The organism is Marinobacterium profundum (assembly GCF_001528745.1).
In the GTDB taxonomy this organism is placed as follows: Bacteria; Pseudomonadota; Gammaproteobacteria; order Pseudomonadales; family Balneatricaceae; genus Marinobacterium_A; species Marinobacterium_A profundum.
Genome location: NZ_BCNS01000100.1, coordinates 61,942 through 76,528 on the forward strand (window position 1 = coordinate 61,942; position 14,587 = coordinate 76,528).

Here is a 14,587-nt window from a genome sequence, read left to right on the forward strand (position 1 = left end):
CCCGCCCCGATTGCGCCGTATTTTCGACACAGACGTTTGGCCATGTCATTGAAATTACTGGCTGCAGACAATGACTAATATACCATCAAACCATCGGAAACAGGCCCTGAAAGCTCTCACGCGAAACCGCAAAAAACTGGATGACCGGCTGAATCCAGGCCACAAACTACCCGGCAGTCGCAGCGGTTTCGCCACTATTAAACTGATGGACAAATAGGTTCCCTCCCTAATTTGTCCATCACGCCATCAAAACGGGCGCAGGTGCGTGGACATGCTGATTTTGCTGGCGCTCGTATTGGCCTGCGGTCAATGATGAAGCATCCCTGCTTAATGTATTAACCCGTCGGGTTAATAGAGTTTGCGCGGATTTTTGGGGTAATACTTTTCGGGAAGACGTTCGATATGGGGAAAGAAGCGCGTGTCCTTGTAGGGCAGTTTCATAAAGCCTGAAACCCCCAATCCTTCAATCAGCGGCAGGCGCTGCAAAATAGCATCCAGACAACGGGCAAACTCCTGCTCCTGGCGCGGATCCAGCAAGCGATAATAGCTGTGCACCTTCAGGTGCGTCGGCAGGCTCTCGAAGATGATCAGGCCAGTGTGGTGAATCCTGTTGAGCTTCCAGAGGATATCCATGATCTCCTGGGGCAACTCCAGGAATTCATCGGGATCGCGGCCATCCTCAAAATAGGAATGCACCCGTGTCTTGTCTTCCAGATCAGGTGCAGCATTGACCTCATAGGGCAAGGCTGTTCCGGCGGGCGCGACAAAGGGCTCCGTCTCGCTGTCACGCTCTATATGCAGGGTGTCACGGGCATCGAACAGACAGCTCTTGAAGACACCCTGCCGATAAATGGCCCGCGCCAGACTCACCATGTTATTGACCGAGGCCACGAAGGACGCACGCAGGCGCTCATCATGCAGCGCCAGGCTGGAGTCGATATAGACGCCCTCTGCCTCCCAGCGCACCGCCAGGCCGCCCACAATCGGGTACTTGCCCAGCCGGCTGACCGCCGCCAGAAACGCCTTTTCGGTCTCCCCCATACCCTGCAGGAAGTTCTTGTAGTAGCGTTCCAGCGGCGCGTCATCCAGCGCCTTAATCACATCGTGCGCGCCCTCTTCACGCAGGAAGGACTTGCGAGAGCTATAGACCACCGTATCGATATCGCGATAGCGCGGACTAACCCACACCGGGACCTGGGGTGCCGGCGCTGGCGTGGGCAGATCCTCCATCACGAGCCGGGCCATGCGGTGCATGTTCGCCAGAAAGTAATCGCCGGCCTGGGCCCGTTGCACCGGGTCCGGCGCCAGCATGGCTTCCAGCACGCGGGCAAATTCGATCGGCAACCCCAGGGAAGTGGGCGGAATGGCCTTGTAGCCAAAACGGCAGGATTGCCCCGACGCCAGGGCATAAAGGGTCCCCGCCAGGCCATCTTCATCGAAACGGGGTGACGACAGGCCGCCGTTAAGCTGCGCCTCGCCGATAAAATAAACATCCCCCAGCCGGGCGTTCGTCTGCTGCATATCGCCCGACATCAGCTCCATCACGTTGGCGGCGACAAACTGGTTGTTTTCATCAAGCTGGGCAAACACCGTTGAACCCCAGTCGATCAGGGCCGCGGTTTCGGTTTCGGCGTCAAAGACGATATTGGAGGGCTTGATATCCCCATGCACAATAGGCTTGCCAGCATGGCTGCGCAATGTACGCAGGATATCGGCCATTTGCGCCGCGATCCGCACCACCAGGCGTGGTGACAGCGGCCCCCACTCCAGCGATATTTTTTCCAGATCCCGCCCCGGTGCCCGCTCCATCGCCAGAATTGACTGGCCATGCACCGCCTGAAAGGCCAGCAGTTTGGGCACATTTGGATGATCCACCAGCCCCAGCATAAAGGCCTCCTCTTCCAGCCGATCCTGCAGATGCTGCGGCAAGGTGATACGCGAAAACTTGAATACCGACGCCTCGCCCTGACCCGAAACGCCGGCGAAAACAAAACCGAAGGCCCCCTTGCCAATCAGCTCTATATCCCGATAACCCAGTTGCTGCAGCTGGGCCTCGCACAATTTAAACCAGTCCTTGAGTTTCTTGGCATCATGGTGGCTAAGCAGGTAGATCGACTGCTCTTCCGGGATATAGAACTGTTGCAGGTCATCATTGGGCATAGGCAAGTCGGCTCACTGATCCTCAGGGCTAGAAGCTAGAAGCTAGAGCAACTATGCCAGATCCAGCAGCATAGAGGCCGGGTCCTCAAGATAAGCTTTCCACAGGTTGCTAAAGCGGGCCATGGTCGCGCCATCGAGCACTCTATGGTCGCCCGACCAGCTGATGTTCATGACCTGACGGGCCACCACCTGGCCTGCTGCATCAAAGCGCGGCAGGGTCTGGGTTTTGCCCAGTGCCACTATGGCTACTTCCGGCTTGTTGACCACCGGCACCATATAGGTGCCCCCCAGAGCACCTATATTGGAGATGCTGATGGTGCCACCCTGCAGATCATCTTGCCGCAACTTGCCGGCACGGGCCGCGTCGGTGAGGCGCTGCACCTCTCGGGCGATCTCGAGAATACTGAGGCGCTCCACCCCCTTGACGTTCGGTACCAGCAAGCCGATTTTTGAGTCCACCGCCATGCCTACATTACAGCCCGGCAGATAGTGCAGCTCAGTGCAGTCGTCATTCACCCGCGCGTTGAGGATGGGAAAGGACTGCACCGCCAGAGCCATCGCCTTCATGAAAAAGGGCATCAGGGTCAGGCGCACATCCTGCTGCTCTGCCTTTAGCTTCAGCTGGCCGCGCAGTTGCAGCAGCGCACTCATGTCCACTTCATCGCCATAGGTGAAATGGGGAATACTGGATACCGCCTCCATCATGCGCTTGGCCATGGCCGCCTGAATACCGCGGATCGGCTCGATACGCACACTCTTATCTGCCGACACAGCCGCAACAGAAGGCTCAGTGCTAACGGCTGCGGTGGTGGCGCTCGTCGTCTGCTCCAGGCTTTCCCAATAACGCTGCACATCCTCTTTCAGAATGCGCCCATCCTTGCCACTGCCGGGCACCCTTGAAAGCTCGAGACCGTATTCACGGGCCACGCGGCGCACCGCAGGCCCGGCCAGTGCCTTGCCACCACGACGGGGGGCGCCAGCCTGAGGGACAGCAGCTTGCGGAACAACAGCCTGGCAGGCTGCGGCCGCAGGGGTCTTGATCGATGACGCAGGCTTTCTGGCTGGAGCGGCGGCCGGTGCTGCAGCAGTGCCGTCGGTATCGGACGGCATAATGGCGAACAGGGGGCTGTGCATCTTCGCCATCTCACCCTGGGCATAATACAGACGCGTTACCCGTCCGGCCCGGGGGGCCGGGATCTGTACCAGCGCCTTGTCGGTCATGACATCGGCCACCGGCTGATCTTCCTCGATCTGGTCTCCTTCTTTCACCAGCCATTCCACCAGCTCGCATTCAACAATACCCTCCCCCAGGTCCGGCAGAATAAAATCCTCTTCTTTCGCTTCAGCGGCGGCCTGCGCTGCCGGTTGCTCCGCAGCAGCCGGCGCTTGCATCACAGGGGGTTGCGTAACCGGCGCTTGCTCCTCGGCCAGCTCAACGGCGAACAGAGGTGAGTGAATCCTGGCAATATCACCCTGCTGATAGAACAAACGCACTACCCGGCCATGAAAGGGTGAGGGTATCTGTACCAGTGCCTTGTCGGTCATGACATCGGCCACCGGCTGATCTTCCTCGATCAGGTCGCCTTCCTGGATAAGCCATTCAACCAGCTCGCACTCCACGATGCCTTCACCGATATCGGGCAAAATAAAATCTTTGATCATGGAAGACTCCACTAAAAGTTAACGCTCTGCTTGATCGCTTCGAAGAGCTTCAGATGATCCGGCAGATATTCCTTTTCCAACACCAGCGGGAAAGGTGTATCCAGACCGGTAACCCGGCTAATGGGCGACTCCAGATAAAGAAAGCATCGCTCCTGAATGGTGGCGGCGATCTCCCCGGCAAAGCCCCCCGTCAGCGGCGCTTCGTGACTGATCAGCAGACGGCCGGTTTTCATGACCGACGCGGCCACAGTGTCGGCATCCCAGGGCAGTATGCTGCGCAGATCGATAACCTCGCAGGAAATCCCCTCTTTCTCCGCCAGCTCCGCGGCCTTTTCAATCTGCTCCATCTGAGCCCCCCAGGCCAGCAGTGTGATGTCCGCGCCCTCTTTCAGCACCTCAGCCTGCCCCAGAGGCAGTTCGTAATCCTCTTCCGGCACCTCGCCAACCGAGGCGCGGTATATCCGCTTGGGCTCAAAGAACAACACCGGGTTCGGGTCTCGGATCGAGGCCAGCAGCAATCCCTTGGCCTGATGCGGGTTGCGCGGCACTACGATCTTGAGGCCCGGCGTATGGGCAAAATAGGCTTCAGGCGACTGGGAATGATAGAGCCCGCCGGCGATGCCGCCGCCGTAGGGCGTGCGTATCGTCAGGCCTGCAACATCAAACAGGTTGCCGGAGCGGTAGCGAAACTTGGCCGCCTCATTCACGATCTGATCGAAGGCGGGAAAGATATAATCGGCAAACTGAATCTCGGCCACCGGCACCGACCCCTGGGCTGCCAGGCCGTTGGCAAAGCCGATGATTCCCTGCTCCACCAGGGGTGTATTAAAGCAGCGGGCCCGGCCATACTTTTCCTGCAGATGACTGGTGGCGCGAAAAACACCGCCGAAGACACCCACATCTTCACCAAAGCAGATGACTTTATCGTTGCTCGCCATGGCAATATCCAGGGCGTTGTTGATCGCCTGCAACAGGTTCATCTCAGCCATGATCAACACCTCCGGCGCTCTTGGGATAGGCCGCGGGGTATTTGCGGATATGGGCCTTGAGACTTTCCAGTTGCTGCCTGAGCAGAGCCGGCGGCTCGTCGTAAACGTCGGTGATCAGATCCTCAAGCCGCACCGTTGGGCGCTGCTGTGCAAGCTTCATCGCTGCCAGCACCTGCTTGCGCAACTCTTCGAGCAGTTGTTTCTCCCGAGCTTCATCCCACCAGTTCTGGGCCAGCAGCCAGTTTTTCATGCGCAGTATCGGATCCTTGGCACGCCATTTATCCTCTTCCGCCTTGTTGCGGTAGCCGGAAGGGTCATCCGAGGAGGAGTGGGCCGCCAGGCGGTAGCTCATCGCCTCCACCAGCACAGGTTCATTCTGCTCCACAGCCAGCTTGCGCGCTTCCTGCATCGCCTTGCAGACCGCCAGTACATCGTTGCCATCCACGCGAATGGACTGCATGCCGTAACCCACTGCACGCGGCGCTATGCCGTCACCGGCAAACTGTTCGCTGGACGGCGTCGAGATGGCATAACCGTTGTTGCGGCACAGGAAAATCACCGGCACCTTGAGCACCGCCGCCATGTTCAGGGCCCCATGGAAGTCACCCTCGGACGCGGCACCCTCGCCGAATACCGTCACGGTGCAGTGTTTATTGCCGGCCAGTTTCTGGCCGTAGGCGTAGCCGGCCGCCTGGGGGATCTGCGTCGCCAGCGGAGACGATATGGTCATGTAATGCAGTTCGCGGGAGCCATAATGGATCGGCATCTGCCGTCCCTTGCCGTAGTCCTGATCATTGCCGAACAGCTGGTTCATGAACTCCTCAACAGTGAAGCCTCTATAAGCCAGCGCGCCCTGCTCGCGGTACTGCGCCATGATCATGTCGGCATCATCGAGCGCCGCGGCAAATCCGACCGTGGTGGCCTCTTCACCGGTGGATTGCAGATAAAAACTCAGCCGCCCCTGCCGCTGGGCCGCCAGCATGCGTTCATCCAGCACGCGGGTAAAAACCATGGCGTGGTAAATTTTCAAGGCCTGGGCCTCGTCCAGATCCGGCACCACAGCACCGGGAATGACCGAGCCATCCTGCTGCAGTACCCGATAGATCGGGATCTGCAAGGCATTGCCCGGGGTAAAATCAGGCGTGTGTGTCACCCGTTCTTGAATATCCATAGACGTCATAATCCCGTTTATTTTTATGAATTGGCGCCTCTGACGCTACCTATCCCATGCTGTTACTGACCCTTTCCCTCAGAGCCAGAAACGCAACCCCAGCCAGCACCACCCCACAAGTATTGAGCATAGCTGCTATCAGCAACGGCACTTCTTAACCTGATGAACAAACAGGTTCTCTCCCTATTTGTGCTTCTCGCCAGAAAAGCTGGCGCAGGTGCGCGGACATGCTGGACTCTTTTTAGGGGTGGGCGGCGTTCGCATTGAATCTTCTCGCAGAGAAAGGCCCAATAATGAGGCAGGCGATGAGCGCTGGAGCGCATGGAAAACCCGCTCGACAGCTAGCTAAACGAATTCAAACGCAGCACCGGTGTTGGCTCGGCGGCGAACGCTATATAATCAACGGCTTTGGTCTCTTCGTCGGGAAGGTATATGGACAAGATTCTGGTGCGCGGCGCACGCACGCATAACCTGAAAAACATCGACCTGGATATTCCCCGTGACAAGCTGGTGGTCATCACCGGTCTGTCGGGATCCGGCAAGTCTTCACTGGCTTTCGATACCCTCTACGCCGAGGGTCAGCGCCGCTATGTGGAATCGCTGTCCACCTATGCCCGCCAGTTCCTGTCCGTGATGGAAAAGCCCGACGTTGACCATATCGAAGGGCTGTCACCGGCCATCTCGATCGAGCAGAAGTCGACCTCGCACAACCCGCGCTCGACCGTGGGTACCATTACCGAGATTTACGACTATCTGCGGCTGCTCTATGCCCGCGCCGGTGAGCCGCGCTGTCCCGACCACGACCTGCCCCTGGCCGCCCAGACCGTGAGCCAGATGGTGGATCAGGTGATGGCACTGCCAGAAGGCAGCAAGCTGATGCTACTGGCACCGGTGGTTCAGGGCCGCAAGGGCGAGCACCTGCATATACTGAGCGAGCTCATTACCCAGGGTTTTGTGCGCGCCCGCATCGACGGCATCGTCGTCGACCTGGACAGCCCGCCGGAGCTCGACAAGAACCGCAAACACGATATCGAGGTGGTGATTGACCGCTTCAAGGTACGAGACGATCTCAGCACCCGGCTGGCGGAATCCTTCGAAACCGCCCTGGCACTCACCGATGGCCTGGCCAAGATCAGTTACATGGACGGCGACGGCGATGAGCTGATTTTTTCGGCCCGCTTTGCCTGCCCGACCTGTGGCCACAGCATCCAGGAACTCGAGCCGCGGCTGTTTTCGTTCAACAACCCCCACGGCGCCTGCCCGGGGTGTGATGGTCTGGGCGTGCGGCAGTATTTCGATCCACACAAGGTGGTGCACGACCACAGCCTGACATTGTCCGAAGGCGCTATCCGCGGCTGGGACAGACGCAGCTTGTACTACTATCAGCAGCTGCAAGCCGTGGCCAATCATGCCGGTTTCGACATGGACACGCCGTTCAGCAAGCTGGACGAAAAGCACCGCAAGGTGATTCTTAACGGCAGCGGCCGTGACAACATATCCTTCCGCTACGTCAATGATCGCGGCGACACCGTCGAAAAGGCCCACCCTTTCGAGGGCGTACTGAACAATCTGGAACGACGTTACCGCGAAACCGAATCCGAAATGGTGCGGGACGATCTGGCCAAATACCTCAACATGCAACCCTGCCCCTCGTGCCACGGCAGCCGCCTGAGGCGCGAGGCGCGTCACGTCTTTATCGACGAGCGCACCCTGCCGGAAATCACCCACCTGCCCATCGGTGAATGCTGCAAGTATTTTGATCAGCTCGAGCTCAGCGGCAAGCAGGGCGAGATCGCCGACAAAATTTTGAAGGAAATCCGCCTGCGCCTGTCCTTCCTGGTGAATGTGGGGCTCGAGTATCTGTCACTGGATCGCAACGCCGATACGCTATCTGGCGGTGAAGCCCAGCGTATTCGCCTGGCCAGCCAGATCGGTGCCGGCCTTGTGGGCGTCATGTATATTCTCGACGAGCCCTCCATCGGCTTGCACCAGCGCGACAACGAACGCCTGCTGTTGACCCTGCGCCACCTGCGTGACCTGGGTAACACGGTAATCGTGGTCGAGCACGACGAAGATGCCATCTTGCTGGCCGACTACGTCATCGACATAGGTCCTGGCGCGGGTGTGCACGGCGGTGAAGTCATCGCCAGCGGCACCCCGGCCCAGGTGATGGCCAATGAAAACTCCATTACCGGCCAGTACCTGAGCGGCCGCCGCCGCATCGAAGTGCCGGGCAAGCGACTGCCGTTCAACCCCGCCAAGCTGCTCAAGCTCAACGGCGCCAAGGGCAACAACCTGCAGGACGTGAACCTCGAGATTCCCGTAGGTCTGTTGACCTGCATCACAGGGGTCTCAGGCTCGGGAAAATCGACCCTGATCAATGCCACGCTTTACCCCATAGCCGCGACCGAACTGAATCACGCTACCACTCTGGATCCCGCCGAGTATCGCAGCATTGAGGGGCTCAACCAGTTCGACAAGGTCATCGATATCGACCAGAGCCCCATCGGCCGCACACCGCGCTCGAACCCGGCCACCTACACCGGTATCTTCACGCCCATTCGCGAACTCTTTTCCGGCACCCAGGAAGCACGCTCGCGCGGCTACAAGCCCGGGCGCTTCAGCTTCAACGTCAAGGGCGGGCGCTGTGAAGCCTGCCAGGGCGATGGCGTCATCAAGGTGGAGATGCACTTCCTGCCGGACATATACGTGCCCTGCGACGTCTGCAAGGGCAAACGCTACAACCGTGAAACTCTGGAAGTGAAATACAAGGGACGCAGCATTCACGAAGTGCTGGACATGACAGTGGAGGAAGGTCGCGAATTCTTCGACGCCATCCCCGCCCTGTCACGTCGTCTGCAAACCCTGATGGATGTGGGCCTGTCCTACATTCGCCTCGGCCAGGCCGCCACTACCCTTTCCGGTGGTGAAGCCCAGCGCGTGAAACTGGCGAAGGAACTGTCCAAGCGCGATACCGGCAAAACCCTCTATATCCTCGATGAGCCGACCACCGGTCTGCACTTCTACGATATTCAGCAGCTGCTCAACGTGCTCAGTCGCCTGCGCGATCACGGCAACAGCATAGTGGTGATCGAGCACAACCTGGATGTGATCAAGACTGCCGACTGGGTCATCGACCTGGGCCCCGAAGGCGGTACCGGGGGTGGCCAGATCATCGCCACCGGCACGCCGGAACAGGTGGCGGCCTGCGAAGGCTCCCACACCGGCCGCTTCCTTAAACCACTACTGGCCAAACAGGCGCAGCAGAACGCCGCGGGTTAGTAATAGGACACTGCTGTAGAGGATCGTGGGAGCCGGTCTCCGGGCGAATCGGCGCAACGCCGCGGGATAAATACCCCGAGACAATTCGCCCGTGGTGCGGGCTCCCACCAAACGTAAGCCCCACCTGTAAACTATTCATTCGTCCACAAAAAAACCCGGCCATAGGCCGGGTTTTGTGTTTTGCGCAACTGAAGATTTTAGTCTTCAGCAGACTCGTCGACTGCAGTCAGGCCAGCCGGACGGCCAACCAGTTCTACGTAAGCCATCGGAGCATTGTCACCAGGACGGAAGCCGCATTTCAGAATGCGAACGTAACCGCCCGGACGAGCGTTGTAGCGCGGACCCAGCTCGTTAAACAGCTTGCCTACGGCTTCTTTGCTGCGTGTACGAGAGAAAGCCAGGCGGCGGTTAGCCACGCTGTCAATCTTGGACAGGGTGATCAGCGGCTCAGCAAAGCGGCGAAGTTCTTTCGCCTTCGGCAGAGTAGTCTTGATCAGTTCGTGTTCGAACAAAGACACTGCCATGTTTTTAAACATCGCTTTGCGGTGCGCACTGGTACGATTAAAATGACGACCAGATTTACGATGACGCATTTGTTAAGTCCTTACCAACTTAAGTCAGTTCAACTCGCTGCCTTAGGACGCGACTTTATCGTCGTTCTTAAGGCTGGCAGGTGGCCAGTTCTCGAGACGCATACCCAGAGACAGACCTTTGGATGCCAGCACGTCCTTGATCTCGGTCAGCGACTTCTTGCCCAAGTTCGGAGTCTTCAGCAGCTCTACTTCGGTTCTCTGAATAAGATCACCGATGTAATAGATCTGTTCTGCTTTCAGACAGTTGGCGGAACGTACAGTCAGCTCCAGGTCATCGACCGGGCGCAACAGAACCGGATCAATCTCCGGCTCAGCTGGCTCGACCTTGGCCTGGTCCGCAGCATCTTCGAGATCCACGAATACCGCCAGCTGCTGCTGCAGAATCGTAGCAGCACGACGAATGCACTCTTCCGGATCAATTGTTCCGTTGGACTCGATGTCGATTACGAGCTTGTCCAGGTCTGTACGCTGCTCGACACGCGCGCTTTCTACTACGTAGGAAACGCGACGTACCGGGCTGTAGGTAGCATCCAGTTGCAGGCGACCGATAGCACGAGTTTCATCCTCGTCACTAGTACGAGTGTCAGCAGGAACGTAGCCGCGACCGCGGGTTACTTTCAGCTGCATGTTCAGGCTCGCACCTTCGTTCAGGTGAGCGATCACGTGTTCCGGGTTTGCAATTTCCACATCCTGAGTTAGCTGAATATCTCCAGCAGTCACAGGACCCGGTTCGGACTTGCTCAGGGTCAGGGTAACTTCTTCACCATTGTAAAGTGCTACCGAAACGCCTTTCAGGTTCAGCAGGATCTCAATAACATCCTCCTGAACGCCCTCAATGGTGCTGTATTCATGCAGCACGCCATCAATCTCTACTTCTGTGAAGGCAAAGCCCGGCATAGAAGACAGCAGAATGCGGCGTAGTGCATTACCCAGCGTGTGGCCAAAACCACGCTCCAGTGGCTCGAGAGTCACCTTCGCGCGAGTTTTGCTGATTTCCTGTACGTCAATGTGACGCGGGCTTAGAAACTCGTTTACAGAACGCTGCATAGTTCCACCAATAAAGAGTTCAAGAATTACTTGGAGTACAGCTCGACAATCAAGTGCTCGTTGATGTCGGCAGAAAGTTCGCTACGCTCAGGAACGGTCTTTAAAGTACCTTCCATTTTGCTTGCGTCCACTTCAACCCACTCAACAGCAGCACGCTGAGAAGCCAGCTCCAGAGCGCTCTTGATACGCAGCTGGTTCTTGGACTTCTCGCGAACTGCAACCACGTCACCGGCTTTCACCTGGTACGATGCAATGTTCACTACCTGACCGTTTACAGTGATCTGGCGGTGAGACACGATCTGACGGGATTCCGCGCGAGTAGAGCCAAAGCCCATGCGGTACACCACGTTATCAAGACGGCCTTCCAGCAGCTGGAGCAGGTTTTCACCTGTGGATCCAGTGCGGCGAGCCGCTTCTTTGTAATAGTTGCGGAACTGTCGTTCCAGCACGCCGTACATACGACGTACTTTTTGTTTCTCGCGCAGCTGCAGACCGTAGTCGGACAGACGTCCCCGGCGCGCGCCGTGCATACCCGGAACAGCTTCTGCTTTGCATTTGCTGTCGAGTGCACGAACGCCGCTTTTCAGGAACAGGTCTGTACCTTCACGGCGAGACAGCTTGCACTTAGGTCCAAGATATCGGGCCATTTTACCGTCTCCAGTTTATACGCGACGTTTCTTCGGAGGACGGCATCCGTTGTGCGGGATGGGCGTCACGTCCGTGATGTTTGCAATTTTGTAGCCACAAGAGTTCAGTGCACGCACTGCGGACTCGCGACCAGGTCCAGGACCTTTGACAAACACGTCGAGATTTTTCAGACCATACTCAAGAGCCGCCTGACCGGCGCGCTCTGCCGCTACCTGTGCAGCGAACGGCGTGCTCTTGCGCGAACCACGGAAGCCGGAGCCCCCTGAAGTTGCCCAAGACAGCGCGTTACCCTGACGATCGGTAATGGTGATGATCGTATTATTGAAAGAGGCATGGATATGCGCGAAGCCATCCACTACCGTCTTTTTCACTTTCTTGCGTGTGCGATTACCTGGCTTAGCCATATCGGAAATTCCTATCGCTTACCACTTACTTACGGATCGGCTTGCGCGGACCTTTGCGCGTACGCGCGTTGGTCTTGCTGCGCTGACCACGTACCGGCAGATTGCGGCGGTGACGCAGGCCACGAAAGCACCCCAGGTCCATGAGACGTTTAATGCTCATGTTGACCTCACGGCGCAGATCACCCTCGACAGACAACTTGGTAACTTCACCACGAACGTTATCAAGCTGCTCTTCTGTCAGATCTCCGATTTTAGTGCTGTGGGTAATACCAACAGCATCGCAGATCATTTTCGAGGTTGTGCGGCCAATCCCGTAAATGTAAGTAAGAGAAATTACCGCATGCTTATTGTCAGGAATATTGACGCCAGCTATACGGGCCATTCAATTTACTCCGTCATAAGGCACTCACTAGACTTCTAGGTGAGCGCCATAATATTTCTAATACGTTCGTAGAAGGCGCGCAATAGTACACCCTGATCAAAATTAAATCAAGGCCGCTCGCCTTCTACGCCCTATAGGGCCAGGAATTAACCCTGACGCTGCTTGTGACGCGGTTCTACCTTGCAGATCACGCGCACGGAACCGTTGCGACGTACGATCTTGCAGTTACGGCAAATCTTTTTAACAGATGCGCGTACTTTCATGATCCACTCCAATTAGCAGTATCAACGCAGGAAGCCTGCGCCACCGCCTTTGAGGTTAGATTTCTTCATCAAGGACTCGTACTGGTGAGACATCAGGTGTGATTGCACCTGAGCCATGAAGTCCATGACCACGACTACCACGATCAACAATGAGGTACCGCCGAAGTAGAATGGCACATTCCACGCAACCACCAGGAACTGAGGCATCAGAGATACCGCGGTGATGTATAGAGCACCAAACAATGTCAGACGGCCCAGCACAGTATCGATATAGCGTGCGGACTGTTCACCAGGACGAATTCCCGGGATAAATGCACCTGATTTTTTCAGGTTGTCTGCCACATCACGGGGATTGAAAACAATCGCCGTATAGAAGTAGCAGAAAAACACGATGCAGATCGCAAACAGCAGGATATAGAGCGGCTGGCCTGGGCCAAGCGCGAGCGCCATGTCCTGCAACCATTCCATGCCATCAGTCTGCCCAAACCACTGACCAACCGACGCCGGGAACAGCAGGATGCTGGATGCAAAGATCGGCGGTATAACGCCTGCCATATTAACTTTCAACGGCAGGTGGCTCGACTGGGCTGCATAGACGCGACGGCCCTGCTGACGCTTTGCGTAGTTAATGGTAATGCGGCGTTGACCACGTTCCATAAACACTACAAAGCCAACAGTCGCCACGGCCATGACCGCAATCGCCAGCAACGCCAGGATATTCAAATCCCCCTGGCGCGCTGCTTCAAAGGACTGACCGATTGCACTTGGCAGACCAGCCACGATACCCGCGAAGATCAGAATCGAGATACCGTTGCCGATACCACGTTCAGTTACCTGCTCGCCGAGCCACATCAGGAAGACTGCACCTGCAACCAGGGTTACGACAGCAACGAAATAGAAGCTGATGTCACCACTGAACGCCACACCCTGATTCGCCAGGCCTACCGCCATCCCGAACGACTGTATGGTCGCCAGGATCACCGTGCCATAACGGGTATACTGATTGATTTTACGACGACCTGCCTCACCCTCTTTCTTCAACGCTTCGAGCTGGGGGCTCACAACCGTCATCAGCTGCATAATAATAGAGGCAGAAATGTACGGCATGATGCCCAGTGCGAGGATACTCATACGTTCCAACGCACCACCCGAGAACATGTTGAAGAGACTGAGAATAGTCCCCTGATTCTGTTCAAACAATGCGGCCAGGCGATCCGGGTTAATACCGGGGACGGGGATATGAGCCCCGATCCGGTACACAATGATCGCCAGCGCTACAAAACGCAGACGAGACCAAAGTTCGCCCAAACCGTTTTGCGTGCCCGCAGGTATCTGTCCTTGCTTAGCCATTTACGCCTCGACTTTGCCGCCAGCAGCCTCGATCGCAGCTTGTGCACCCTTGGTCACTTTCAGACCGGATACAGTTACTGCTTTGCCGATCTCACCAGACAGGATCACTTTAGCCACTTTGATATCGTGGTTAACGAGATCCGCCGCTTTCAGCGCGGCCAGATCGATTACGTCCGCAACGATTGCATTGAGTTCGTTCAAACGAATCTCAGCAACGTAACGGGCTTTACGGGAGCTAAAGCCGAACTTCGGCAGACGACGCTGCAGAGGCATCTGACCGCCTTCAAAACCCGGCTTAACAGAACCGCCTGAGCGGGACTTCTGACCTTTGTGACCACGACCACCGGTTTTACCAAGACCGGAACCGATACCGCGACCTACGCGTTTCGGAGCCTGTTTGGAACCAGCGGCGGGGCTCAGAGTGTTCAGACGCATGTGACGAACTCCTCTTACTCGCCTTCTACACTTAGCATGTAGTTGACTTTATTGATCATGCCACGGACCGAAGGAGTGTCTTCCACTTCAACGGTATGACCGATACGACGCAGGCCGAGACCTTTTACACACAGCTTGTGCTTCGGCAAAATGCCGATTGGGCTGCGAACCAGAGTTACCTTCAAAGTATTAGCCATGTCG

The 14,587-nt window shown here is 56.9% G+C and carries 14 protein-coding genes; 1 reads left to right on the top strand and 13 read right to left on the bottom strand.

Annotation, left to right across the window (positions count from 1 at the left end):
* Window positions 1–348: 348 nt before the first annotated feature.
* From MPRO_RS09010 to MPRO_RS09025, 4 genes are read right to left on the bottom strand one after another with little or no spacing between them, the layout of a single operon-like run.
* Window positions 349–2,160, bottom strand: a complete 1,812-nt coding sequence (locus MPRO_RS09010; protein WP_067290658.1) for a protein kinase domain-containing protein — start codon at window positions 2,158–2,160, stop codon at window positions 349–351.
* Between the two features lie 51 nt (window positions 2,161–2,211).
* Window positions 2,212–3,822, bottom strand: a complete 1,611-nt coding sequence (locus tag MPRO_RS09015) for a dihydrolipoyllysine-residue acetyltransferase (protein ID WP_067290659.1) — start codon at window positions 3,820–3,822, stop codon at window positions 2,212–2,214.
* Window positions 3,823–3,833: 11 nt separating this feature from the next.
* Window positions 3,834–4,811: an alpha-ketoacid dehydrogenase subunit beta gene (locus tag MPRO_RS09020; RefSeq protein WP_067290662.1), complete on the bottom strand. Its 978-nt coding sequence runs from the start codon at window positions 4,809–4,811 to the stop codon at window positions 3,834–3,836.
* The gene (locus MPRO_RS09025; protein ID WP_216821277.1) at window positions 4,804–5,982 is read right to left on the bottom strand and encodes a thiamine pyrophosphate-dependent dehydrogenase E1 component subunit alpha; all 1,179 of its coding nucleotides are present in this window, start codon (window positions 5,980–5,982) and stop codon (window positions 4,804–4,806) included. The genes MPRO_RS09020 and MPRO_RS09025 overlap by 8 nt, the downstream gene beginning before the upstream one ends.
* A gap of 432 nt (window positions 5,983–6,414) precedes the next feature.
* Between MPRO_RS09025 and uvrA the strand changes: the two genes are divergently transcribed.
* Complete coding sequence (uvrA, locus tag MPRO_RS09030; protein ID WP_067290668.1) at window positions 6,415–9,264, top strand: excinuclease ABC subunit UvrA; 2,850 nt, start codon at window positions 6,415–6,417, stop codon at window positions 9,262–9,264.
* Window positions 9,265–9,461: 197 nt separating this feature from the next.
* Here the strand turns inward: uvrA and rplQ are convergent, their stop codons facing one another.
* The 9 genes from rplQ to rpmD all read right to left on the bottom strand — a co-directional run bounded on the left by rplQ (window position 9,462) and on the right by rpmD (window position 14,583).
* Window positions 9,462–9,857, bottom strand: coding sequence for a 50S ribosomal protein L17 (rplQ, locus tag MPRO_RS09035; RefSeq protein ID WP_020682687.1), 396 nt, complete (start codon window positions 9,855–9,857; stop codon window positions 9,462–9,464).
* Window positions 9,858–9,899: 42 nt separating this feature from the next.
* Window positions 9,900–10,904 (bottom strand): DNA-directed RNA polymerase subunit alpha, encoded by a 1,005-nt coding sequence (locus MPRO_RS09040; RefSeq protein WP_067290685.1) that lies wholly within the window; start codon window positions 10,902–10,904, stop codon window positions 9,900–9,902.
* A 26-nt stretch (window positions 10,905–10,930) separates the two neighbouring features.
* The gene (rpsD, locus tag MPRO_RS09045) at window positions 10,931–11,551 is read right to left on the bottom strand and encodes a 30S ribosomal protein S4 (protein WP_067290688.1); all 621 of its coding nucleotides are present in this window, start codon (window positions 11,549–11,551) and stop codon (window positions 10,931–10,933) included.
* A 15-nt stretch (window positions 11,552–11,566) separates the two neighbouring features.
* Window positions 11,567–11,956, bottom strand: coding sequence for a 30S ribosomal protein S11 (rpsK, locus tag MPRO_RS09050; protein ID WP_067290691.1), 390 nt, complete (start codon window positions 11,954–11,956; stop codon window positions 11,567–11,569).
* Window positions 11,957–11,981: 25 nt separating this feature from the next.
* Entirely contained in the window at window positions 11,982–12,338 is a 357-nt protein-coding gene (rpsM, locus tag MPRO_RS09055) for a 30S ribosomal protein S13 (protein WP_067290694.1), read from the bottom strand.
* A 146-nt stretch (window positions 12,339–12,484) separates the two neighbouring features.
* On the bottom strand, window positions 12,485–12,601 hold the full coding sequence (gene rpmJ / locus MPRO_RS09060) for a 50S ribosomal protein L36 (protein WP_007021200.1): 117 nt from the start codon (window positions 12,599–12,601) through the stop codon (window positions 12,485–12,487).
* Window positions 12,602–12,622: 21 nt separating this feature from the next.
* Window positions 12,623–13,951, bottom strand: coding sequence for a preprotein translocase subunit SecY (gene secY, locus MPRO_RS09065; protein WP_067290696.1), 1,329 nt, complete (start codon window positions 13,949–13,951; stop codon window positions 12,623–12,625).
* The gene (gene rplO / locus MPRO_RS09070) at window positions 13,952–14,386 is read right to left on the bottom strand and encodes a 50S ribosomal protein L15 (protein ID WP_067290699.1); all 435 of its coding nucleotides are present in this window, start codon (window positions 14,384–14,386) and stop codon (window positions 13,952–13,954) included. It abuts the gene before it with no gap.
* A 14-nt stretch (window positions 14,387–14,400) separates the two neighbouring features.
* Window positions 14,401–14,583, bottom strand: coding sequence for a 50S ribosomal protein L30 (gene rpmD, locus MPRO_RS09075; protein WP_067290702.1), 183 nt, complete (start codon window positions 14,581–14,583; stop codon window positions 14,401–14,403).
* Window positions 14,584–14,587: the final 4 nt, after the last annotated feature.